The following is an 18,679-nucleotide window of genomic DNA, read 5'->3' on the forward strand; positions in this document are numbered from 1 at the left end:
GACAAAGTGAGTGGAAGGGGGTTTTTGAAACTAGGGGGCCTGATAGACCAGCTGACCAGCCAGCCAGGTCTTGAGTACCTTGGTTTGCGCCAGGTCATTGATCGGGCAGGTGAGGGGATCGCGATCCAGGAGAATCATGTCCGCCTGTTTGCCGTTCTCAAGGGAGCCTGTTTGGGATTCAAGGAACAACAAACGCGCATTGTTGATCGTGTACATCTGGATGGCCTGCTCGCGGGTCAGGCATTCCTCGGGATGCATGGGTTCATCGAGGAATCGCGCCGTTCGGGTGACGGCGATCCACATGCCCAGCCAGGGGTTGTAGGGGTTCACGGAGCGGAAGGAGCCGATCTTCTGCATGTGGTCACTGCCGCCTCCCACAACACCGCCTGCGGCGAAGATGCTCTTGAGCGGCTGAAACCAGCGGGTGCGCTCCTGGCCGAACTGCCCCAGCAGGGTGCGGGAGTCCAGGTGCAGCCAGATGGGCTGGATATCCATCATCACTCCCAGTGCCGCAGCCCGGCGGACGGCTTCTTCACTCATGAAGTTGCTGTGGGTGATGCAGGCCCGCGTGTTGCGAACCGGGTGCTCGGTGTTGACCTTTTCGTATGCATCCAGCAGCGTGTGAACCGCGCCATCGCCCACACTGTGGGCGGTGAATTGCAGCCCTGCGGCGGTCACCTTGTCCACCATCCTTTGCAGTGTCTCCGGCTGGATGTTCAGCGTGCCGCGGTAGGCGGGATCAGAGATGCCGTACACCTGGCTGATGCCCCAGGGCTGGCGCATGTAGGCGCTGCCGGTGAGCATGCCGCCGTCCAGCCAGACCTTGGTGCCGATGATGCGGAGGCGGTCATCGCCTTTGCACAAGGGGTGGGCGATCACTTCATCAATGCCCTGCTCGATGGTGCGCCACATGCCGACGGTATTGAAGGTGTGCGAGCACATGACGCGCAGGCTCAGCTCTCCCCGCTTCTTCATTTCCTCGTACCGGTCGAGCGACGCCCGGCCCGCGCCACGGTCTCCAATCGCGGTCAGCCCCACGGAGTTGTAGTCCTGGAACAGGGCCCGCGTGCGTTCATAGACCTCGGCAGGGCTCGGGGACTTGACCTTCTGCTTCATTTTCACAAATCGCCCCATTTCACGGAGCAGTCCGGTGGGTTCGCCCGTGATGGGGTCGATCTCCACCTTTCCAGGGCCCCCGTCCGTGATCTTGAAATCGCGAGTGATGCCGCTCAATTGGAGCGCCAGACTGTTAAGCATGCAGTCCGGTCCCGTGGAGAAGTTGACCGCGTGATTGGGCGCGGCCTGGTCCAGCTCTTGCCGGGTGGGGTAGCGCTGCTCCTTCAGCCGGGTGATGAAGACCTGCCGGACGTAGATCCACGAACCCTCCGGCGTGGCTTTGGCCCGGGCTGCGATGTAGCTGAGGACGTCCTGGATGGTCTCCATCACAGGGATCTCGTGGTCATACTCCGTGAGCGCGGCAGACGGGTGGACGTGGGAGTCCATGAGCCCGGGCATGACTGTCTTTCCGCCCAGGTCGATCAGCTGGGTGCTGGATTCTTTGAGCGCGAGCACCTCTTGATTGCCGCCGCTGGCAAGGATGCGGCCGGTGGCATCCACGGCCAGCGCTTCCCGGATGCTGAATCCTGCATCGACCGTGAGGATCCTGCCATGGTGAAGGATGAGTGAGGGGGCCGTCGTCTGGCCCCAGCCGAGGCTGAAGGTGGATGACAGCAGCGTGGCGGCGAATGCCGTGCGCAGGATGGGAAGCGGACGCATGCACGAACAAACGCGCTCACAGGCGCTGTTCGTGCATGGTGTGGAGAATCAGTTCACGCGACCGTTCCTCACCGGTAAAAACGGCGGGTTCAGGACTGCACGGATTCGTCGCTCTTGCCAGTGATCGTGCGGATGAGGTAGCGGCCGAAAAGAATGGTGCTGAAACTCATGCCCATGAGCAGCAGCGCGTCCTTGGCTAGCACGATTTCACGATTCTTGAAATCGTTCGCGACGGGGATCGCCGTGGCTACCATCACGGCCAGGCAGGCCAGCATGGCGAGTGCCGACTTGCCGCGAACGGAGCCGGATTGCCGCTTCCTGGCCTTCTCAATGTAAGCTGCTGCTTCGTCACCCACGATGCCATGTTTGGCACCCAGCCACACACGGATTTCGAACTCCGGCGTCTGCAAGTCCACCTTGTTGTTCACCTGCTCTTGGATGGTCCATTGATGAGGGGCCGCCTTGGGGGCATTGGGATCGGTTTTGGTGTCCTCCTCCGGAAGCGGCGCGAAGAGGGGATCGATCTGTCGGTCCACGAACCAACGCGTCACTCCTTTGGCCATCGCGAGGGCGATGAATGCCAAAGCTCCGAGGCCGAGAATGAGCATCATATGACTGAACTCCTAGCACAGAGCGTGCGAAATCCCAGAAGAAAGACGTCCTTCTCCCGGGGATTCCGCAGCCCGGTTGTGGCTCACTCTGATGTCTCACAACCGGCTCGCAGTCTGGGCTATTGCAACTCCGCCGTCACTGCCACCGTGGTCGCGGCCGGACCGCCGCCAGGGCTGGAGAGTTCCACCTTCGTGAAAGGGGAATCGGGTTGAAGTGAAACCGTAAACCAGCGCAGGCTCTTGTTCTTGACCAGGCCATCCGCGAACTTGGAACCTGGCACCTTCACATCACCCACGTAGTCTGTAAAGACGATGCCATCACGAAGATCCACTTCGTCGACCTTGCCGTTTGCGTACGTCAGTTTCACGGTCATTGCTTCTTCGCTGCATAGCCCACCGGGATCTCCACACGCTGGGGGAGTGTGTTGGCGAAGGACTCGGGTGGCCCGCCTTTCAGCACGATGACATTGCCACCCAGCGAGCTCTTTTCCGGGTCCATGATGTCGAAGGGGATGCCCTCTACATTCACGATACCGAACTTTAGAAAGGGCTAGGTGTCACCGGTTTGCTCTTGGCTCTGAGCTATCAATCAACCGGCGCACTGGTGTTGCCGGTGATGAGACGTAGCAGACACTTGAGAAACCAGAAGGCACAGATGCAAAAGACGGCAAGCAGTGCCAGCGTCCTCCCTCCTAGAAGCACCCCTCCCACTGCGGCGAAGGCGGTCGGAACGCCAGTGGCAACCATTCCCACTCCGGAGATCAACATGCCGTAGAGTGCCCTCTCCCGCACCGCCAGTTTTCTCTTTCGCTGGGCGATGGCGAGCATGCGGTCAGCGTCTTTTCCGGAGATGTAATGTTTTTCCTCCAACCACGCCCGCACTTCGTCCACCGGAGTGTTCCAGTGGATCTTGGACGTCACCAGCTCCTGAATGGTCCAGCTCTTGGACCCCGGGGGAGGGGAGGGGGGCTCATCCGTGGGTGACTCACGAAACTCAGGGGCCTCCGTGCGATGTGCGATCCACTTTGTCAGAAGATGGGCTGCTACCCCTGCGGCGGCCAGGGCAAAAATGATGAAGGGAAACGAGTCCATGGAATCTGTTGCTCAGCTCGGTGTATGATGACTACAGTTGCAGGTTCATCGAGGCAGGTGGCACGACTTTTCCTGCTGTATTCGGTAGTTTGTGTCTGCCTTCGTGAGAGCGCGGAGGGCGCTATGTTCCAAAAGGACGACGTAGCTAGTTTAGGTCGTTCTTGTATAACAGATCGAGTGCTTGAGCGAGACTGATGGTTTCTTCGTTGACGGAAGCCTGCGTGAACATTCTGCTGGATTCAGCAATCACAGTCCCCAGATTTCGATGAGAGCAATCTTCGCCAAAATGTACTCCTTGTATCTCCTGATGTCGTTGATCACTTTGTCGCTAGCTATGGGCTACATCGTGACGCAGTCCGCCGGAAGATACCCCTGTCCCCACGTGGGAACTCAACCCCGAATGCTAGCCTTCTATCTGGTTCCTACATGTTTGGTCGTTTTTGGTGGGGCTAAGAGCAGGCTGCATGGCCTCGCTCGGGCGGCCTGGGTCGGGCTGTTGGTGGTTTTGATGGTTATGGATCAATTCAATTTCCTGGTTGAATATGAAACGTGGCTGTATCGTGCTGGACCAAAATCAGGCACGCCTCCATGGAAGGTTTATCGTGAAGGTCGAACGATTTGGCAAGAGTGGTGAGATCCGGTAGCCCCTTGCACGTCTACGGAACAATCTCCCGCCACTCCCCCGGCCGAAAATCCGGCGGCAGCGCCAGTGATCCAATGCTTTCGCGGTGCAAGGAAACGACACGATTGCTCACCCGGTGAAACATGCGCTTGATCTGGTGATAGCGTCCTTCATGCAGGGTAACTCTCGCCAGCCGCTCTCCGAGGATCTCCAGCTCTGCCGGCAGGGTGGTCAGGTCTTCGGTGTGAAAATAGAAGCCTCTGGCAAACAGCTCCACGGCCTCGGGCGCGATGGGTTCGGCGGTTCCGACCAGATAGACCTTGGCCACCTTTTCATCCGGCTCAGTAAGGCGTTTCGACCAGCGTCCGTCATTGGTCAGCAGCAGCAGGCCTGAGGAGCTGCGGTCCAGTCGACCGGCAATGTGAAGGGTTTCCCTCGCGGGATGGTCGATCAACTCCAGGACCGTCGGATGCTGGGGATCGCTGGTGGCGCTGAGGTAGCCCACCGGTTTATGCAGCATGATGTACAGGGCCTGCTCGCCCTGTTGAACCAGGGTGTCATCGAGCCAGACAGTGGAAAAGCGATCCACCTCATGTTGCCCATCCGTCACCACCCGATCATCCACCTTCACCTTTTTCCCCGCAATGGCCTGCATCGCGGCCGTCCTCCCCATGCCCTTGTGCTTGGCAATCAGTCGGGAGAGGAACATGAAAGGGGGAGGTTAGGAGTTAGGGGTTATGAGTTAAGAGGGGCTGTAGTTGAGCGTAGCACATGGGGCGGCCAGCTCATAACGTCTAACCCTTAACGCCTAACCTTGCTTTCTTCCCACATACCCTACCGCCAGCACGGTCAAGTCATCCGACGCCTCATGGTTCAGGCTGTGGAGTTGCACGTCGGCAATCACCGTCTGGGTAAGCTGGTCCACGCTGAGGTTGCCGTTGGCCACCAGCAGGTTTTCCAGGCGTTGATGAGTGTAGAGTTCCTTGGCGGTGTTGAAGGCCTCGGTGACGCCATCGGTGTAGAAGAAGAGCCGGTCTCCGGGGGTGAGCTGGAAGCTGCCGGTGCTGAAGTCGAAATTGCGCACCAGGCCCAAGGCAGGGTTGCGGTCGCTCTTTATGGTATCGAGTTCTCCGGCGGCGCTGAGGCGGTAGGGTGGGGGATGACCGGCATTGCAGATCTCCAGGGTCCCGGTACGCACGTTGAGCACGGCGTAAAGCAAGGTCACAAACATGCCCGTGTGAGACTCGTCGCAGAGGGCGTCATTGACCCTGGTCATGATGCCTGAAACGGTGCGCTCCGGGCTGGCATGCGCCTGGAAGAGTGTCTGGGTCATGGCCATGAAGAGGGCGGCCGGCACCCCTTTACCGGAGACGTCACCGATGAGGATCGAGAGCCTTTCGGGATCCAGGAAGCGATAGTCGTAGAAATCGCCCCCCACTTCGCGGGCCGGCTGAATGATGGCGTGCAGGGCGATCGAGGCGTGCTCCGGCCAGTCGGCGCGGTCCGACCACTGCTTGGGCAGCATGCTCATCTGGATGCGGCGGGCGGCGTTGAGTTCCCCCTCCATCCGCTCGCGCAGGGCGGAGGTGTGGCGCAGCTCTTCCATTCGCATCTTTAGATCCCGCGTCATCTTCGTGAAGGCCGAGGCAAGGTCGTGCACTTCATCGATGTTCACCGCCTCGTTGAACCGGTGGTCCAGATCGCCCCCGGCGATCCTGCGTGCCGCTGCGGCCAGCTTGTTCACCGGGCGGCTCACTGAGCGTGCCACCAGCCAGAGGCTGACAAAGAGGCCCGACACCGCCACAAAGACAATGATGAGCATTTCCCCCAGCAGCCGGTAGGCATTGCGAAAGACCTCATCAGCCGGGTACACCAGAGCCAGCATGAAGTTGGCCGTCTGCACAGGGGCGAAGGCCACCCACGCCTCCTTCTGGTCGAGCGGGTTGAACGTGTTAATGAAGCCCTCGCTGCCCGGCATCATGGAATGGGCCAGCACCGGATTGAGGTCCTCCAGTCGCACCTTCATCACCTTGGAGGCATCTGGGCACGCGATGATGCGTCCCTCAGTGCTCAAGAGCATCGCGTAGCCCGTTTCACCCACTTTGACGGAACTCAGCCCGGCGGTGATCTGGTCGAGGGAGATGTCGATCGTGGCGACGCCTTTGAAATCGCCCTTCGAGCCATCCGGCTTGGTGTGGTAGAACGGCACCGCCCGGGTGATCATGAGCACATTGCCGCCGCCTTCATCAAAGAAGGGCTCAATCCACATGGCGTGCCCCAGCCGCTTCGGCTGCTGGTACCAGTCCCAGAGAAAGTGGTCGTAGGCGGGTGGCGTTAGCAGCGAGAACTCCGTCTTGCCTCCGGAGCGGTAGGCGTAGGGGCAGTAGTTGCGCTCCTCGGGGGCGAACGTATTGGGCTGGAAGGCGAGACAGCTCCCGTAAATGCCCCCTGTCCGCGAGACCACGTCCGTCAGATAGCGATGCAGGGTCTCCTGATCCTCGATCAACCCGCTCTCCAGCAGACGGGCGTGCATGTCCGGCACGCGGGCGGCCTCGGCCAGAGCCCGGTCCAGCTTCGTGGCATGGATGCGGGCGAGATTCAGAGCCGCGGCCTGGGCCTGCTCCACGGCGCTCCGGAAAATACGGACCGTCACCAGACCCAGCACGAGCAGCAAAAAGGCGGCCGAGGGAATGACGATCAGCCGCGTGAACCGCGATTGAAGAGATCCCTGAAGCAGCCGCCTGAACAACACCTGGAGAAAAGAGGGGTGTTAGGCGGCCTGCGCCTGGGGTGGGGCTATTTGCTCAAGCGCCACAGCCCTGTTTTCGTACAGCTTGAGGATGCGGTCGAATCCGATGGTCTCGAACACGAGGCGCACGTTCGGGGTCAGGCTGCAGAAGGCGCAAAGGCCACCAGCCGTTTCCATCTTCTTGGCCACGATCAGGAAGACCCGCAGGCCCGCGCTGTTGATGTAGGTGAGATCCGAGCAGTCCACCAGGAGAGCGCGTTTTGTCACCTCAGCAAGGTCCCCGAGTTTCATTTCCAGTTCCGTGGCAGTCAGGGTGTCCACTTGGCCACTCAGCTTGGCCAGCGTCAGATCGGGCAAAATTTCGGATTCGAGGGTCATGGCAGTTCGACGGCGGAGGACTGAGTCACTTTCTTGGACAGGACGAGCAGATTGCGCTGGCCAATGCGCTTGTAATTGACCCGGTCCATCAGACTGCGGACGAGGTGAATGCCGAGGCCGCCCGGGGAGCGATCCTGCAGGGGCGCGGCAACATCCGGGATGGGGAGATCCAGGGGGTTGAAGGCGCAGCCGTCGTCCTCCACCTCCGCCCAGAGTTCGTGCTGGTTGGTGGTCAGGCGGAGCACAATCTCCCGCACGCAGGGGATTTGTCCGGCGGAGTGGACCACGATATTGGTCACCAGCTCATCGAGCGAGAGCTTGACCAGAAACACCGTCTGCTCTGGCACATCGTGCCATTGGCCGAACTCCCGCACAATCTTGCCCACCAGTTCCGTCTCGCGGAGGTGGACATTGAGCTTGGTGCTGAGGCTACCGGGCCGCATGGCGGAATTATTGCTTGCTTAAGGGTTTGTGCAAGCAGGCATTCCGAGGCGCGCGAGGGACTTCACAAGTTCCTTGGGTTCCTTGCTTGACGCTTGAGCGCCAGTTTCCATAGTCGCGGTCTCCCGTACAAGGTGCAGTTCACCGCAGATTCAACGGCATTTTTCCATGAATATTCACGAATACCAGGCCAAGGAACTCTTTGAGAAGTTTGGAGTCGCCACCCCGAAGGGGAAAGTGGCAGCCACCGCGGAGGAGGCCGGAGCGGCCGCCCGCGAAATCGGAGGAACCGGACTGGTCGTGAAAGCCCAGGTGCATGCGGGTGGCCGTGGCAAGGGGACCTTCACCAACGGCTTCAAAGGCGGGGTGCACGTCATCAACACCGCTGAAGAAGCCCAGGAAATCGCTGGCAAGATGCTCGGCCAGACGCTGGTAACCCACCAGACCGGCCCAGAAGGCAAACTGGTGAGCAAGGTTCTCATCGCCAAGTCGGTGGACATCGCCAAGGAGCACTACTTCGCGATCCTTTTCGACCGCAGCACCAGCCGCCATGCCATCATCGCCAGCACCGAAGGCGGGATGAACATCGAGGAAGTGGCGGAGAAGACTCCAGAGAAGATCATCAAGGAGTTCGTACACCCCACGCTCGGGCTTCAGGCCTACCAGTGCCGCAAGATCGCTGCCGCGCTTGGTCTGCGCGGCGCGCTCATGACCCAGGCGGTGAAGCTGTTCACCGCCCTCTATAAACTCTATATCCAGAGCGACTGCTCCCTGGTGGAAGTGAACCCCCTGGCCATCACCACCGACAATCAGGTCGTGGCTCTGGACGCCAAGTTCAACTTCGACGACAACGCCCTCTACCGCCAGAAGGACATCGTAACGCTGCGTGACACCAGCGAGGAAGATCCCCGCGAAGTGGCAGCCAGCGAGTTCGGCCTCAGCTACATCGGTCTGGATGGCAACATTGCCTGCCTCGTGAACGGCGCCGGTCTGGCCATGTCCACCATGGACATCATCAAGTTCCACGGCGGCGAGCCTGCCAACTTCCTCGACGTTGGAGGTGGCGCTTCCAAAGACCAGGTGGCAGCAGCCTTCAAGATCATCCTTGGCGATCCCAACGTGAAGGGCATCCTGGTGAACATCTTTGGTGGCATCATGGACTGCAACGTCATTGCCACCGGCATCATCGCCGCCGCCCAGGAAACCGGCCTCAGCCTGCCGCTCGTGGTGCGCCTTGAGGGGAACAACGTCGCAGCGGGCAAAGAAACCCTCGCCCAGAGCGGTCTCGCCATCACTGGTGCAGATGACCTGACGGATGCGGCGCAGAAAATTGTCGCGGCTGTTGCGGCGGCATAACTCTTAACCTCTTCCCACCACCGCCATGCTCAAAGTCACCGAATTTGCCTTCACCGGTTACGCTGTGACCGACTTGGTTCGAGCCCGTGAATTCTACGAAACGGCGCTCAATCTCACCCCGGCTTCTGTGTTCGAACACGATGGCCACGGGTGGGTTGAGTATGAAGTTGGCCCTCATGTCCTGGCGATCACGGACATGAGTATTGACTGGAAGCCCAGCAAGGATGGCGGTGGCGTGGCCCTTGAGGTGGAGGACTTCGACAAAGCCCTGGAATGGCTGAAGTCCAAGAACGTCACCTTCTATAGCGAGCCCTTCGAATCTCCCGTGTGCCACATGGCGCTCATCAGCGATCCCGACGGCAACTCCATCTGCATCCATAAACGAAAAGCGGGACATTCTTAATCCAGCCTTTTGCCTTGACCCTTTTCCCTTATCCCTTTCCCCATGTCTATTCTCGTTGATCCCTCCACCCGTATTCTCGTCCAGGGTATCACTGGCGACTTTGGTTCACGCCACGCGAAAGCGTCGCTCGATTATGGCACTCAGCTTGTGGCGGGTGTCACTCCCGGCAAGGGCGGCCAGACGTTCGATCACGGCACCCACAAGGTGCCGGTTTATGACACCGTTGATGAAGCGGTGAAGCAGACCGGGGCGACCGTCAGCGTCATCTTTGTGCCGCCGCCCTTCGCTGCCGATGCCATCTTGGAAGGCGTGGACGCCGGACTCGATCTCGTGGTTTGCATCACGGAAGGCATCCCGGTCAATGACATGATCAAGGTGAAGTCCGTCATGCAGGGCAGCAAGACCCGCTTGATCGGACCGAATTGTCCCGGCCTCGTCACTCCTGGCACTGGCGACAAGTCCTACGGCGGCTGCCGCATCGGCATCGCTCCGGGTTATATTCATAAGCGCGGCAATATTGGCGTGGTCTCACGCTCCGGCACCCTCACTTATGAGGCTGTCTGGCAGCTGACCACCCGCGGCTACGGCCAGAGCACTTGCGTCGGCATCGGTGGCGATCCGGTGAACGGGACCTCCCACCTCGACGTGCTGAAGATGTTCAACGAAGACCCGGAAACCGAAGGCATCATCATGATCGGTGAAATCGGTGGAAGCGCCGAAGCTGAGGCTGCCCGCTGGGCCAAGGAGAACTGCAAGAAGCCCATCGCTGGCTTCATTGCTGGAGCCACCGCCCCTCCCGGGCGTCGCATGGGCCACGCCGGTGCCATCGTGGGCGGTGAAGAAGACACCGCAGAGGCCAAGAAGAAGATCCTCGCCGAGTGTGGCATTGCCGTCTCGGACTCCCCGGCTGACATGGCCGTGACCCTCCTTCGGGTCATGGGCAAGTTGTAGAAGGGGTTGGATGTTAAGCGTTGGGTGTTAGGGGTTAAGAGTGGGCTGGCGCTGTGGTGCCGAAGTTCAACTCCTAACCCTTAACCCATAACGTCTAACGTTTTCCCCTCTTCACCCTCAGGCTCGCCGCCCATTCGCGGGCAAAGTCGCGGTGATACCGCCAGTTGATGATGGCGGTGACGGCCATGGCGATCAAGGCTCCTAGAGCCGCCAGTGCCATGTCCTTGTGGGCATCCCAGGGATCTCCTTGGGTGCCCAGATAGGCCGCTCCGAGGTCTCCTCCAAAGACCTCTGCCGCGGCCCACTCGATGAGTTCGAACAAGGCGGAGGTGGACAGGGTGAGATCCAGGGGAAGGAAATAACCCCAGAACCCCCGGGCATTGGCGAGGGAGAGGAAAATCTCGCGGATCGGGTACGCCAGGAGGAAGCCGTACATGAAGTGGATCACGCGGTCGAAGTTGTTCCGCTGCCACCCCAGAGCGTCGTTGAGCGAGAAGCCGAAGGTGTTCTGGAAAAAGGCATCGTAGGGCACCTTTGCGTAGGTGTAGTGGGCACCCAGTTCGTGCAGGCAGAGAAAGATGCAGACCAGGGTCCAGGACAGACGCGAGAAGGGGAGCTTCCGGTAGATGGCGTAGAGCACTGGGATCGCGACCAGGATCAGGGCATTCTCCAGCAGCCAGTCGTGACGGTAGTGGGGACCCCACCCAGAAAGCAGGATCGCCAACAAAAAGATCCCGGCCAGCCGCAGGACATGGCGGCGGTGTTTCTGGTTGGCGGCGAGTGTTGCGCCCCCGTTGTTGGTTGGCGGTGATGCTGCCGCGTTACCTGCCATGGCTACAAGCATGGCAGGGCGGTGGTCCCGGCGTCAAGCGGGCAGTTCTCAGCGACGTCTATCTGGAGGAAACTGACGGAGGGGTGCCGTCGGCAGTAGCCTGGAGCTTCTGGGCACTGGCTTGCAGATCGTAGAAGGCGTTCTGTAGGGCCATTCGTTTCATCGCCGCAGCCCGCTCGAGTCCGGCAGAGCCAAACCGCCCCATCTGGAGCTTTTGAAAAGCTGCTGCGAGGGCAGGAGTGGCGCGTTCTGTCACGGCTTGGTCCAGCAAGGCGGCCAGCGCCTTTTCCTGTGAAGGGGGAAACACTTCCATTCTCGCGACAAAGACCCGTTTTACCTTCGTGGGTGTCGGGGACAGCTTCAGGGGAAGCACCGCGTTGACCCAGCTTTCGGGCAGCAGGGCCAGGACCCGTGTGCCAGGCTCCTTGAACCAGGCTTCCTTCCAGGTGGCGACCATCGCGGCAGCTTCGGCAGAGGTCAGTCCCGCGGAGGTGAGCTCCTGCTTCACGGCTTCTGCCAATGAAGTGGCCGCCTCGTCCACGGCAGTGGCCGGTGGCTCAATCGCCAGCGCTGGAGAGTCCTTCGGTGCCACAGGCAGGGCGTCCAGCTTGCGCCAGGAGGCCCGGTTGTTCTCCACTCGCAGCAGGAATGCTCCGGTGATGGGCTCGGAGTAGGTGTTGATCAGTCGCAGTTCCGTATCCGAGGGGGCGGTGACAAGCAGGGGGATTCTCAAGTCCGCAGCACCACGATAGAAGATGAACTTGTCTGCCTGCGTCGAGCCGGTGGGGTAGGTGGAGCGGACAATCCAGGCGTCGGGCACCTCCCGGGCGTGAGCATAGTGATCGCCCCGGCCGCGAGGCGCGGGGGGAATCTGGGCAAGTGCCGTCTTGTCATCCGGAGGCAGCAGCTCAAACCGCCACTCCACTGGGGTCGCAAGGTTGACTGGCTCGCCCGTCTTCGCGGTGAGGGCGAAAGGGAACGTTGCGGGATAAGGGAACCACTCGGTGATCCGGCCGCTCTCCATGGTCACGCCGGCCGTGGCCTTCATGGGAGCCTGAGGATAAAAGTACAACACCGGCGTCTCCATGCGCAGCAGAGTGCCGGCTACGCTTTTGCCCTGGAAGGGGTTGTTCCCGACGAAGATTGGTAACCCGGCGAGATCTGCCGAGGGTTGGTACCATTGGAGAGGCGCTCCGTCTGATCCCGCGACTTGGGTCATCGTTCCCCACTCATGGACGTAGTAGTTTTCGGCCGACAAGGCGATGGCATTTGCCGCGATGACTGCCACCAGGGTCAAGATCGAGGTTTTCATGATCCTAGCGTAGTCTTTGCCGGGGAATCAGGGGAAATCGGAAATTGTAAGAAGAATGTCTGTAGAGGCCGCCGTATGCCTCAGGTTTGCCAAGGTGGAAGTTGGGGGAATAAGCGCAAATCGGGGCTCGGATGGCGCGGTTTTCGCTTGAGTGAAATCCGCCCCGCAGTTAACACAATCCTGACGTGACCGCGCTTGGATCAGGATCTCCAAGCGGAGGCATCATGGGCATACTTTTTCAACGTTCACCAACTCTCTGTCATGGCTGTCGTATCAAAAGGTCTCGAAGGTGTGGTTGCTGCGGAAACGCGGCTCGGCGAAGTGAAGGGTGCGGAAGGCATCCTGTTTTATTGCGGGTACGACATCAATGAGCTGGCTGGCAAAGTCTCATACGAGGAAGTGGTGTACCTCCTCTGGCACCAACGCCTGCCCAACCGGACAGAGCTGGACGCGCTGACCACCGCCCTCCGTGCGGAGCGTGAGTTGCCCCAGGGCGTGATCGATTTCCTCGTTAATGCTCCGAAGTCGGCCAAGCCCATCGACATCATGCGCACCGCCGTGTCCATGCTTGGCTGTTATGACACTCAGCGTCATGACTTGAACATGGGGGCGGAACTCGCCACCGCCATCAAGCTCGTTTCCCAGATCGGGATTGTCGCCGCCTACTTCCATCGCTCCCGCCAAGGCCTGTCCCTGCCGCCCGTGCGCAAGGATCTTGGTGAGGCTGCGCATTTCCTTTATCTGATCACGGGTGAAGTACCCAGCAAGGAGGCTGAGCAGACGCTCGACGTAGCCTACGTGCTGCATGCCGAGCACGGCTTCAATGCCAGCACTTTCACGGCTCGCGTGGTGGCCTCCACGCTTTCGGACATGTTCTCGGCCATCAGCGCCGCGATTGGAGCCCTCAAGGGGCCGCTTCACGGTGGTGCCAACGAGGGGGTGATCCACATGCTTGAGGAAATCGGCGACGTGGACAAGGTGGACTCCTGGGTGGAGGACGCCCTGGCTCAGAAGAAGAAGATCATGGGCATCGGCCACCGCGTGTACAAGGTGCTGGATCCCCGTGCGCCTCACCTCAAGGAAATGGCGATCAAGCTCAGCAACCAGCTGGGCGAGCCCAAGTGGATTCAGATGTCTGAGCGCATCGCCTCCATCATGCGCGACCAGAAGGGGCTCAATGCCAACGTGGATTTCTACAGCGCCACGGTTTACTACAGCCTCGGCATCCCGACCGACCTGTTCACTCCCATCTTTGCCATCTCCCGTATGAGCGGCTGGACCGCGCATGTGCTGGAGCAGTGGTCCGAAAACCGCCTGTTCCGCCCGTTGAGCGAGTACGTGGGCAGACCCTATGGGCAGAAAGTGCTTCCCATTGACGAGCGCTAGGACGAGGTGGATGTAGCGCCCTCGGACCGGCTGGTCCGGGGCGTTTTGAATCAAAGGGCCCTGGATTTATCTGGGCCCTTTCTTTTTGTTTCGTATCCCCGTCCATGACTCCCATTGCTTCCTCATCCATCATTGAGGCCCTCCAGTGGCGCTACGCCACCAAGGTGTTTGATCCCTCGAAGAAGATCCCAGCAGAGACTTGGGCGGTGCTGGAGGAGTCGCTGGTCTTGACGCCTTCCTCCTACGGGCTTCAGCCCTGGAAGTTTCTGGTCATCACCAACCCCGAGGTGCGGGAGGCCTTGGTGCCTCACGCCTGGCGTCAGCGGCAGGTGGCGGATGCCTCACACCTCGTGGTCCTGGCGGTGCGCAACGGCTATGCCGAGGCGGATGTGGATGCCAACATCTTCCGTATGGCGGAGGTTCGGGGCGGTACTCCAGACGCGCTCATGGGCTTCAAAAACATGGTCATGAAGACATTGGTGCATGGATTGCCTCAGGAGGACCTCACGCAGTGGGCCAAGTGCCAGGCCTACATCGCCCTGGGCCAGTTCATGACGGCGGCGGCCCTTTTGGGCATTGATACCTGTCCCATGGAGGGATTTGTTCCCGCAAAGATGGACGAAGCGCTGGGACTTGCCGCCCGCGGCTACACCACTGCGGTGCTCTGTCCGGCAGGCTATCGATCAGAGGATGACCGCTATGCCTACTTGCCCAAGGTGCGGTTCAAACCCGAAGATGTGATCGAGCATATCTGAAATCCACGGCGTTTTAGCGCAAAAAAGTCCTTGGATTCCCGTGGGAATCCACAAATATCAGGGAACCGGGTGGCATTCCGCTTGATAGACAAGCGGAGGGCGGCAGTTTATGATCCCGACTCCTTTCCCATCATGCGCACTTATCTTTCCCTTATACTGTGCTGGCTGGCCATCGGCCCGCTTGCCGTCCTGGCGCAAAGCGGTGGAGGCGAGGCCGGCGAGCTCTACTTCAGGGGCTACATGCTGAAAAACGAGGCGGAAAAGCTGGAGCAGTCAAACGATCTGGCTGGTGCTCAAGCTAAATACGAAGAAGCCCGGCAACTGGTCGCCAAGGTTTCGCAAAATTTTCCGCAATGGCAGCCAGAAGTGGTGACCTATCGCCTCAAGGCGATTGAACAGTCCCTGGAACAGCTTTCCGCCAAACTCGGCGGAGCCAGGCCTGCTCCCGTAGCGGCCGCGCCGACGGCTCCGGCTCCGGCTAGCCCCAAGACGGTTTCCCCTGGAGCAACCGGCGGCGGCGGTGTGTCGCGTCCTCCAGTTGGTGAGATCCCTCCTGCATTGCCCCCGGGCAATATGGCAGTGGAAGACCTCACCAAGCAGTACCTTGCCCTGCAGCGCAAGAACGCGGAGATGGCCGCCCAGATCAAGGCCTACGACGAAAGCTACAACGCTACCCTTCAGGAAAAGAACCGCGCCCAGCAGGAGAAAATGCTCCTGGAGCGCCAGATGAAAGACCTCAATGAGAAGGTCGATTCCCTGAGCCAGGCGACCAAGACTCGCGACACGACCTCCAAGTCCGAACTGGAGAAGGCGCGCAACGAGGTGAAGATGGTGTCGGATCTTCTGGAAAAGACCACCAATCAGCTCACGGAGTCCACCAAGGTGATGGATTCCTTGCTGAAGGAGAAGGAGTCCCTTCAGGAAACTCAGCGTCGTTTGGAAAACGAGATCGACGTCATCAAGAAGGACAAGCCGGAAGACTTCAAAAAGCTCCTGGCGGACAAGGACACTGCCCAGAAGAAACTTGAGGCTGACCTCGTCGAGGCGCGCAAAGGGGCTCAGGAAGCGCTCGATCTGCGCAAGACCATTGCGGAAAAGGAAACCGCTCAAAAGAACCTGGAAGGTGAGATCGAGACGCTGAAGGGGGAGTTGCGCAGTGCAAAGAGCGGATCGCCGATGTCCGTCCAGCTTAAGAAAAACGTGACCGAGAAGGAAACACTCCAGAAGCAGCTGGAGTCTGAACTCGCCGATGCCAAGCTGAAGGCCAAGGAGAACGAGGATCTAAAAAAGACCATGGCCGAGAAGGACGTGGCCCAGCGTCGCCTGGAAGCTGAGCTCGCCTCCGCCCGTCGGGACGCCATGTTGTCCGATGAGCTCAAGAAGACCATTGCGGAGAAGGATCTCGAGCGCCAGAAGCTGGAAAACGATCTGGCCCGGGTGGAAGTGGACCTCGCCGAAGCTAAAAAAGGCGTGGTGATGTCCGCTGAACTGCGTCGCACCGTCACGGAAAAGGAAGCGCTTCAAAAGAAGCTGGAGACCGAACTGGCCGACGCCAAGAAGTTTGCCCAGGAAGTGGACGAGCTAAAGGCCTCGATCGCCACGAAGGATGCCGCCGGCAAGAAACTTGAAACGGAGCTGGCCACGGTGAAGTCGGATCTGGAGTCTGCCCGCAAAGATCTGACGACGGCCAAAGCTGATGCGGCAGGTGCCTCCGCCCTGCGCAAGACCATCAAGGAGAAGGAAACCTTGCAAACCAAGTTGGAAGGGGAGCTTGCTGCCGCCAAAAAGACCGCAGGAGAAGTGCCCGGCTTGAAGTCCTCCATCGAGGAGAAGGATGAGGCCAGTGAAAAACTTTCGGCAGAGCTCACCAAGGTGAAGTCGGACCTGGCCGCTGCCCGCAAGGAGTTGACCACGGCGAAAACCGATGCGTCCACGGCATCGACCCTCAAGAAGTCCATCAACGAGAAAGAAGCCGCCCAGAAGAAGCTGGAGGCGGATCTGGCCCTGGCCCAAAAAGGGGCGAAAGAGGCAGCCGAGTTGAAGAAGACGATCATGGAGAAGGATGCGCTCCAATCCAAGCTTGAAGGTGATCTGGCGAGGCTGCGGGTGGAGCTGGCATCAGCCAACAACACGGCCGTGAAGTCCACGGACCTGAAGAAGAGCATCGCCTCCATGGAGGCCACCCAGCAGAAGCTGGAGGCTGAACTCACTGCGGCCAAACAAGGTGCCGCTGAGGCTGAAGCGTTGCGCGTGGCCATGGTGGACAAGGACGTGCTGCAAAAGAAGCTGCAGGATGAGCTGACCCGTTTGGAGGCCGAGCTCGTGGAGGCCCGTCGTGGTGCGGCGCTGGCGGAGGAAATGAAGCGAATGATTGTCGAGAAGGATGCCACCCAGAAGCAGATGGAGGCAGATCTTGCCAAAGTGCGCCAGGAGCTCGAAAGCACCAAGAAGGAGAAGTTCCAGTCCCAGGAGATGGCCAAGCTCTCCGCCAGCAAGGCGGCCACGGAAAAGAAGCTTGAGTCAGACCTCGTGAAGATGGAGATCGATCTGGCAGCGGCTCGCCGCATGGCCCAGCAGGCCGACGAACTCAAGAAGCAGCTTGCTGACAAAGAAGCGCTCTACAAGCAGCTCCAGCAGGAACTGGCCGAGACCAAGCTTGAAGATTCCATTCGCAGCGATGACTTCCGTATGCAGCTTGCGGAGAAGGATGCCTCGCACCGGAAACTGGAGGCGGCTCTTGCTGCCGCCACCAAGGATGCTCCCAAGCCCGAGGACCTGCGCCGTCTGATGACGGAGAACCAGCGCCTCAAAGATCAGCTCGAGGAGGCCTCTCTCCACGTGGCCAATCTAAAAGACGAAGGGTTGCGCAAGGACGCGGAAATCACCGCTCTGAAGACTCAGATCACCGGCATCCAAGGGGAACTGGTCCGGCTGCGCCAGGAAAACACCGTTTACCAGACCCAGGTGGCAGATCTCACCGTCAAGCTCAAGGAACTGAGCCGTGAGCTGGACAAGCAGCCGAAGACCCAGGTGGCTGGCGCGGTCAGTCCGGGAGAATCGGCCCGACTTTCCCAGGAAAACGAGATGCTCCGCAACATCATCATGCGCCAGCTGCGCCAGCAGGAGCGCCAGCGTCAGGCGAAGGAGATCGTCATTGGCGAGATGAAGAAGCTTGAGAGCTCCTCCATCGCCCTCATGCAGAATCTTGAGGAGATGACGGCAGGCAAGATCATGGTCACCGTGGAGGAAGAGCCTCTCTTCAGCGAACCCCAGTTGAAGGAGATCTTCGCTGCCAGCGGGGTGAATGTGACGCTAGAGACCACCAGTGGTCGGTCTCCCGCCTCAGCCGGTGCCGCTGCGGCCCCCCGCCGCGTGCTTGCTTATGATGCGTCTGAGGAAGAGCGCCTCATGGCCCATGCGGAAGAGGTGCTGATTCGCAGCGACTACGCGGGGGCCGCTGTCGCCTACCAGGACGTGCTCCGTGCCAATCCCAAGAACATCACCGCGCTCACCAGCCTGGCTGGCATTCGCCTGCAGGAAGGCAAGTATGAGGAGGCGGAGGTTATGCTGCAGAAATGCCTCGTTTATGATCCCGAGAATCCCGTGGCCTTCTACCGCCTGGGCGTGAGCTACTTCCAGCAGAGCCGGATGGACGAGGCCTATGCCATGTTCGCCAAGAGTGTGGAGAAGAGCAATGACAACGCCCGCTCCCGTCACTACATGGGCATCATCGCCACCAAGATGGGCAACCGCGCGAAGGCGGAGGCCGAGTTCAAGGGGGCGCTGGCCATCGATCCTGGCTACGGAGATGCCCACTTCAATCTGGCAGTGCTCTATGCCACTGCGAATCCTCCCAACTGGGCTCTCGCCAGACAGCATTACAAAAACGCCCTGGCTCGCGGAGTGAAGGCTGATCCTACAATGGACAAGCTGATCCGGGACACCCAGGCCCCCAACCCGGCGGTGCAGACCCGGGAAACCGCCGCCACTGTCCCCTATTAATGGCTGATGGAGG

The 18,679-nt window shown here is 60.0% G+C and carries 17 protein-coding genes; 6 read left to right on the forward strand and 11 right to left on the reverse strand.

The window, feature by feature from the left end:
- Positions 1-30 precede the first annotated feature (30 nt).
- From BV034_RS07745 to BV034_RS07785, 9 genes are all read right to left on the reverse strand, one after another.
- Positions 31-1,776 carry an amidohydrolase gene (locus BV034_RS07745; RefSeq protein WP_050025754.1) on the reverse strand — a complete coding sequence of 582 codons (1,746 nt, stop codon included), beginning with the start codon at positions 1,774-1,776 and terminating at the stop codon, positions 31-33.
- An 89-nt stretch (positions 1,777-1,865) separates the two neighbouring features.
- On the reverse strand, positions 1,866-2,387 hold the full coding sequence (locus BV034_RS07750) for a hypothetical protein (protein WP_050025756.1): 522 nt from the start codon (positions 2,385-2,387) through the stop codon (positions 1,866-1,868).
- 119 nt (positions 2,388-2,506) lie between these two features.
- On the reverse strand, positions 2,507-2,755 hold the full coding sequence (locus tag BV034_RS07755) for a hypothetical protein (RefSeq protein ID WP_265592754.1): 249 nt from the start codon (positions 2,753-2,755) through the stop codon (positions 2,507-2,509).
- Positions 2,756-2,757: 2 nt separating this feature from the next.
- A complete protein-coding gene (locus BV034_RS35845; protein WP_265592755.1) occupies positions 2,758-2,916 on the reverse strand; it encodes a hypothetical protein in 159 nt (52 codons plus the stop codon).
- Between the two features lie 56 nt (positions 2,917-2,972).
- A complete protein-coding gene (locus BV034_RS07760) occupies positions 2,973-3,479 on the reverse strand; it encodes a hypothetical protein (RefSeq protein WP_050025759.1) in 507 nt (168 codons plus the stop codon).
- A gap of 656 nt (positions 3,480-4,135) precedes the next feature.
- Positions 4,136-4,810 carry a 16S rRNA pseudouridine(516) synthase gene (locus BV034_RS07770; protein ID WP_050025763.1) on the reverse strand — a complete coding sequence of 225 codons (675 nt, stop codon included), beginning with the start codon at positions 4,808-4,810 and terminating at the stop codon, positions 4,136-4,138.
- Between the two features lie 99 nt (positions 4,811-4,909).
- Positions 4,910-6,853, reverse strand: coding sequence for a SpoIIE family protein phosphatase (locus BV034_RS07775; protein WP_081887653.1), 1,944 nt, complete (start codon positions 6,851-6,853; stop codon positions 4,910-4,912).
- Between the two features lie 18 nt (positions 6,854-6,871).
- Complete coding sequence (locus tag BV034_RS07780; protein ID WP_050025767.1) at positions 6,872-7,228, reverse strand: STAS domain-containing protein; 357 nt, start codon at positions 7,226-7,228, stop codon at positions 6,872-6,874.
- On the reverse strand, positions 7,225-7,671 hold the full coding sequence (locus BV034_RS07785) for an ATP-binding protein (protein ID WP_050025769.1): 447 nt from the start codon (positions 7,669-7,671) through the stop codon (positions 7,225-7,227). Before BV034_RS07785 ends, BV034_RS07780 begins: the two co-directional genes overlap by 4 nt.
- 166 nt (positions 7,672-7,837) lie before the next feature.
- On the opposite strand from BV034_RS07785, the gene sucC reads away from it, so the two are divergent.
- The 3 genes from sucC to sucD are packed head-to-tail and all read left to right on the forward strand — an operon-like array spanning position 7,838 to position 10,379.
- Positions 7,838-9,025 (forward strand): ADP-forming succinate--CoA ligase subunit beta, encoded by a 1,188-nt coding sequence (gene sucC, locus BV034_RS07790; RefSeq protein ID WP_050025770.1) that lies wholly within the window; start codon positions 7,838-7,840, stop codon positions 9,023-9,025.
- A gap of 25 nt (positions 9,026-9,050) precedes the next feature.
- Positions 9,051-9,428 (forward strand): VOC family protein, encoded by a 378-nt coding sequence (locus BV034_RS07795; RefSeq protein ID WP_050025772.1) that lies wholly within the window; start codon positions 9,051-9,053, stop codon positions 9,426-9,428.
- A gap of 42 nt (positions 9,429-9,470) precedes the next feature.
- On the forward strand, positions 9,471-10,379 hold the full coding sequence (gene sucD, locus BV034_RS07800; RefSeq protein ID WP_050025774.1) for a succinate--CoA ligase subunit alpha: 909 nt from the start codon (positions 9,471-9,473) through the stop codon (positions 10,377-10,379).
- Between the two features lie 94 nt (positions 10,380-10,473).
- Here the strand turns inward: sucD and BV034_RS07805 are convergent, their stop codons facing one another.
- The gene (locus tag BV034_RS07805; protein WP_265592756.1) at positions 10,474-11,223 is read right to left on the reverse strand and encodes a DUF2238 domain-containing protein; all 750 of its coding nucleotides are present in this window, start codon (positions 11,221-11,223) and stop codon (positions 10,474-10,476) included.
- 46 nt (positions 11,224-11,269) lie between these two features.
- Positions 11,270-12,523, reverse strand: coding sequence for a hypothetical protein (locus tag BV034_RS07810; RefSeq protein ID WP_050025776.1), 1,254 nt, complete (start codon positions 12,521-12,523; stop codon positions 11,270-11,272).
- A 261-nt stretch (positions 12,524-12,784) separates the two neighbouring features.
- Between BV034_RS07810 and BV034_RS07815 the strand changes: the two genes are divergently transcribed.
- The 3 genes from BV034_RS07815 (at position 12,785) to BV034_RS07825 (ending at position 18,666) form a co-directional block, all read left to right on the forward strand.
- Positions 12,785-13,909: a citrate synthase gene (locus BV034_RS07815; RefSeq protein ID WP_050025778.1), complete on the forward strand. Its 1,125-nt coding sequence runs from the start codon at positions 12,785-12,787 to the stop codon at positions 13,907-13,909.
- A 104-nt stretch (positions 13,910-14,013) separates the two neighbouring features.
- Positions 14,014-14,664 (forward strand): NAD(P)H-dependent oxidoreductase, encoded by a 651-nt coding sequence (locus tag BV034_RS07820; RefSeq protein WP_050025780.1) that lies wholly within the window; start codon positions 14,014-14,016, stop codon positions 14,662-14,664.
- A gap of 132 nt (positions 14,665-14,796) precedes the next feature.
- Positions 14,797-18,666 carry a tetratricopeptide repeat protein gene (locus BV034_RS07825; RefSeq protein ID WP_050025782.1) on the forward strand — a complete coding sequence of 1,290 codons (3,870 nt, stop codon included), beginning with the start codon at positions 14,797-14,799 and terminating at the stop codon, positions 18,664-18,666.
- The last annotated feature ends 13 nt before the right edge of the window (positions 18,667-18,679 follow it).

Origin of the sequence: Verrucomicrobium sp. BvORR034, assembly GCF_000739635.1 — a bacterium.
Classification (GTDB): domain Bacteria; phylum Verrucomicrobiota; class Verrucomicrobiia; order Verrucomicrobiales; family Verrucomicrobiaceae; genus Verrucomicrobium.

Coding starts and splice junctions, on each gene's coding strand:
- BV034_RS07780 (WP_050025767.1), bottom strand. CDS start 7,228: ATGACCCTCGAATCCGAAATTTTGCCCGATCTGACGCTGGCCAAGCTG.
- BV034_RS07820 (WP_050025780.1), top strand. CDS start 14,014: ATGACTCCCATTGCTTCCTCATCCATCATTGAGGCCCTCCAGTGGCGC.
- BV034_RS07795 (WP_050025772.1), top strand. CDS start 9,051: ATGCTCAAAGTCACCGAATTTGCCTTCACCGGTTACGCTGTGACCGAC.
- BV034_RS07745 (WP_050025754.1), bottom strand. CDS start 1,776: ATGCGTCCGCTTCCCATCCTGCGCACGGCATTCGCCGCCACGCTGCTG.
- BV034_RS07750 (WP_050025756.1), bottom strand. CDS start 2,387: ATGATGCTCATTCTCGGCCTCGGAGCTTTGGCATTCATCGCCCTCGCG.
- BV034_RS07760 (WP_050025759.1), bottom strand. CDS start 3,479: ATGGACTCGTTTCCCTTCATCATTTTTGCCCTGGCCGCCGCAGGGGTA.
- BV034_RS07825 (WP_050025782.1), top strand. CDS start 14,797: ATGCGCACTTATCTTTCCCTTATACTGTGCTGGCTGGCCATCGGCCCG.
- BV034_RS07805 (WP_265592756.1), bottom strand. CDS start 11,223: ATGCTTGTAGCCATGGCAGGTAACGCGGCAGCATCACCGCCAACCAAC.
- BV034_RS07785 (WP_050025769.1), bottom strand. CDS start 7,671: ATGCGGCCCGGTAGCCTCAGCACCAAGCTCAATGTCCACCTCCGCGAG.
- BV034_RS07810 (WP_050025776.1), bottom strand. CDS start 12,523: ATGAAAACCTCGATCTTGACCCTGGTGGCAGTCATCGCGGCAAATGCC.
- BV034_RS07815 (WP_050025778.1), top strand. CDS start 12,785: ATGGCTGTCGTATCAAAAGGTCTCGAAGGTGTGGTTGCTGCGGAAACG.
- sucC (WP_050025770.1), top strand. CDS start 7,838: ATGAATATTCACGAATACCAGGCCAAGGAACTCTTTGAGAAGTTTGGA.
- BV034_RS07770 (WP_050025763.1), bottom strand. CDS start 4,810: ATGTTCCTCTCCCGACTGATTGCCAAGCACAAGGGCATGGGGAGGACG.
- sucD (WP_050025774.1), top strand. CDS start 9,471: ATGTCTATTCTCGTTGATCCCTCCACCCGTATTCTCGTCCAGGGTATC.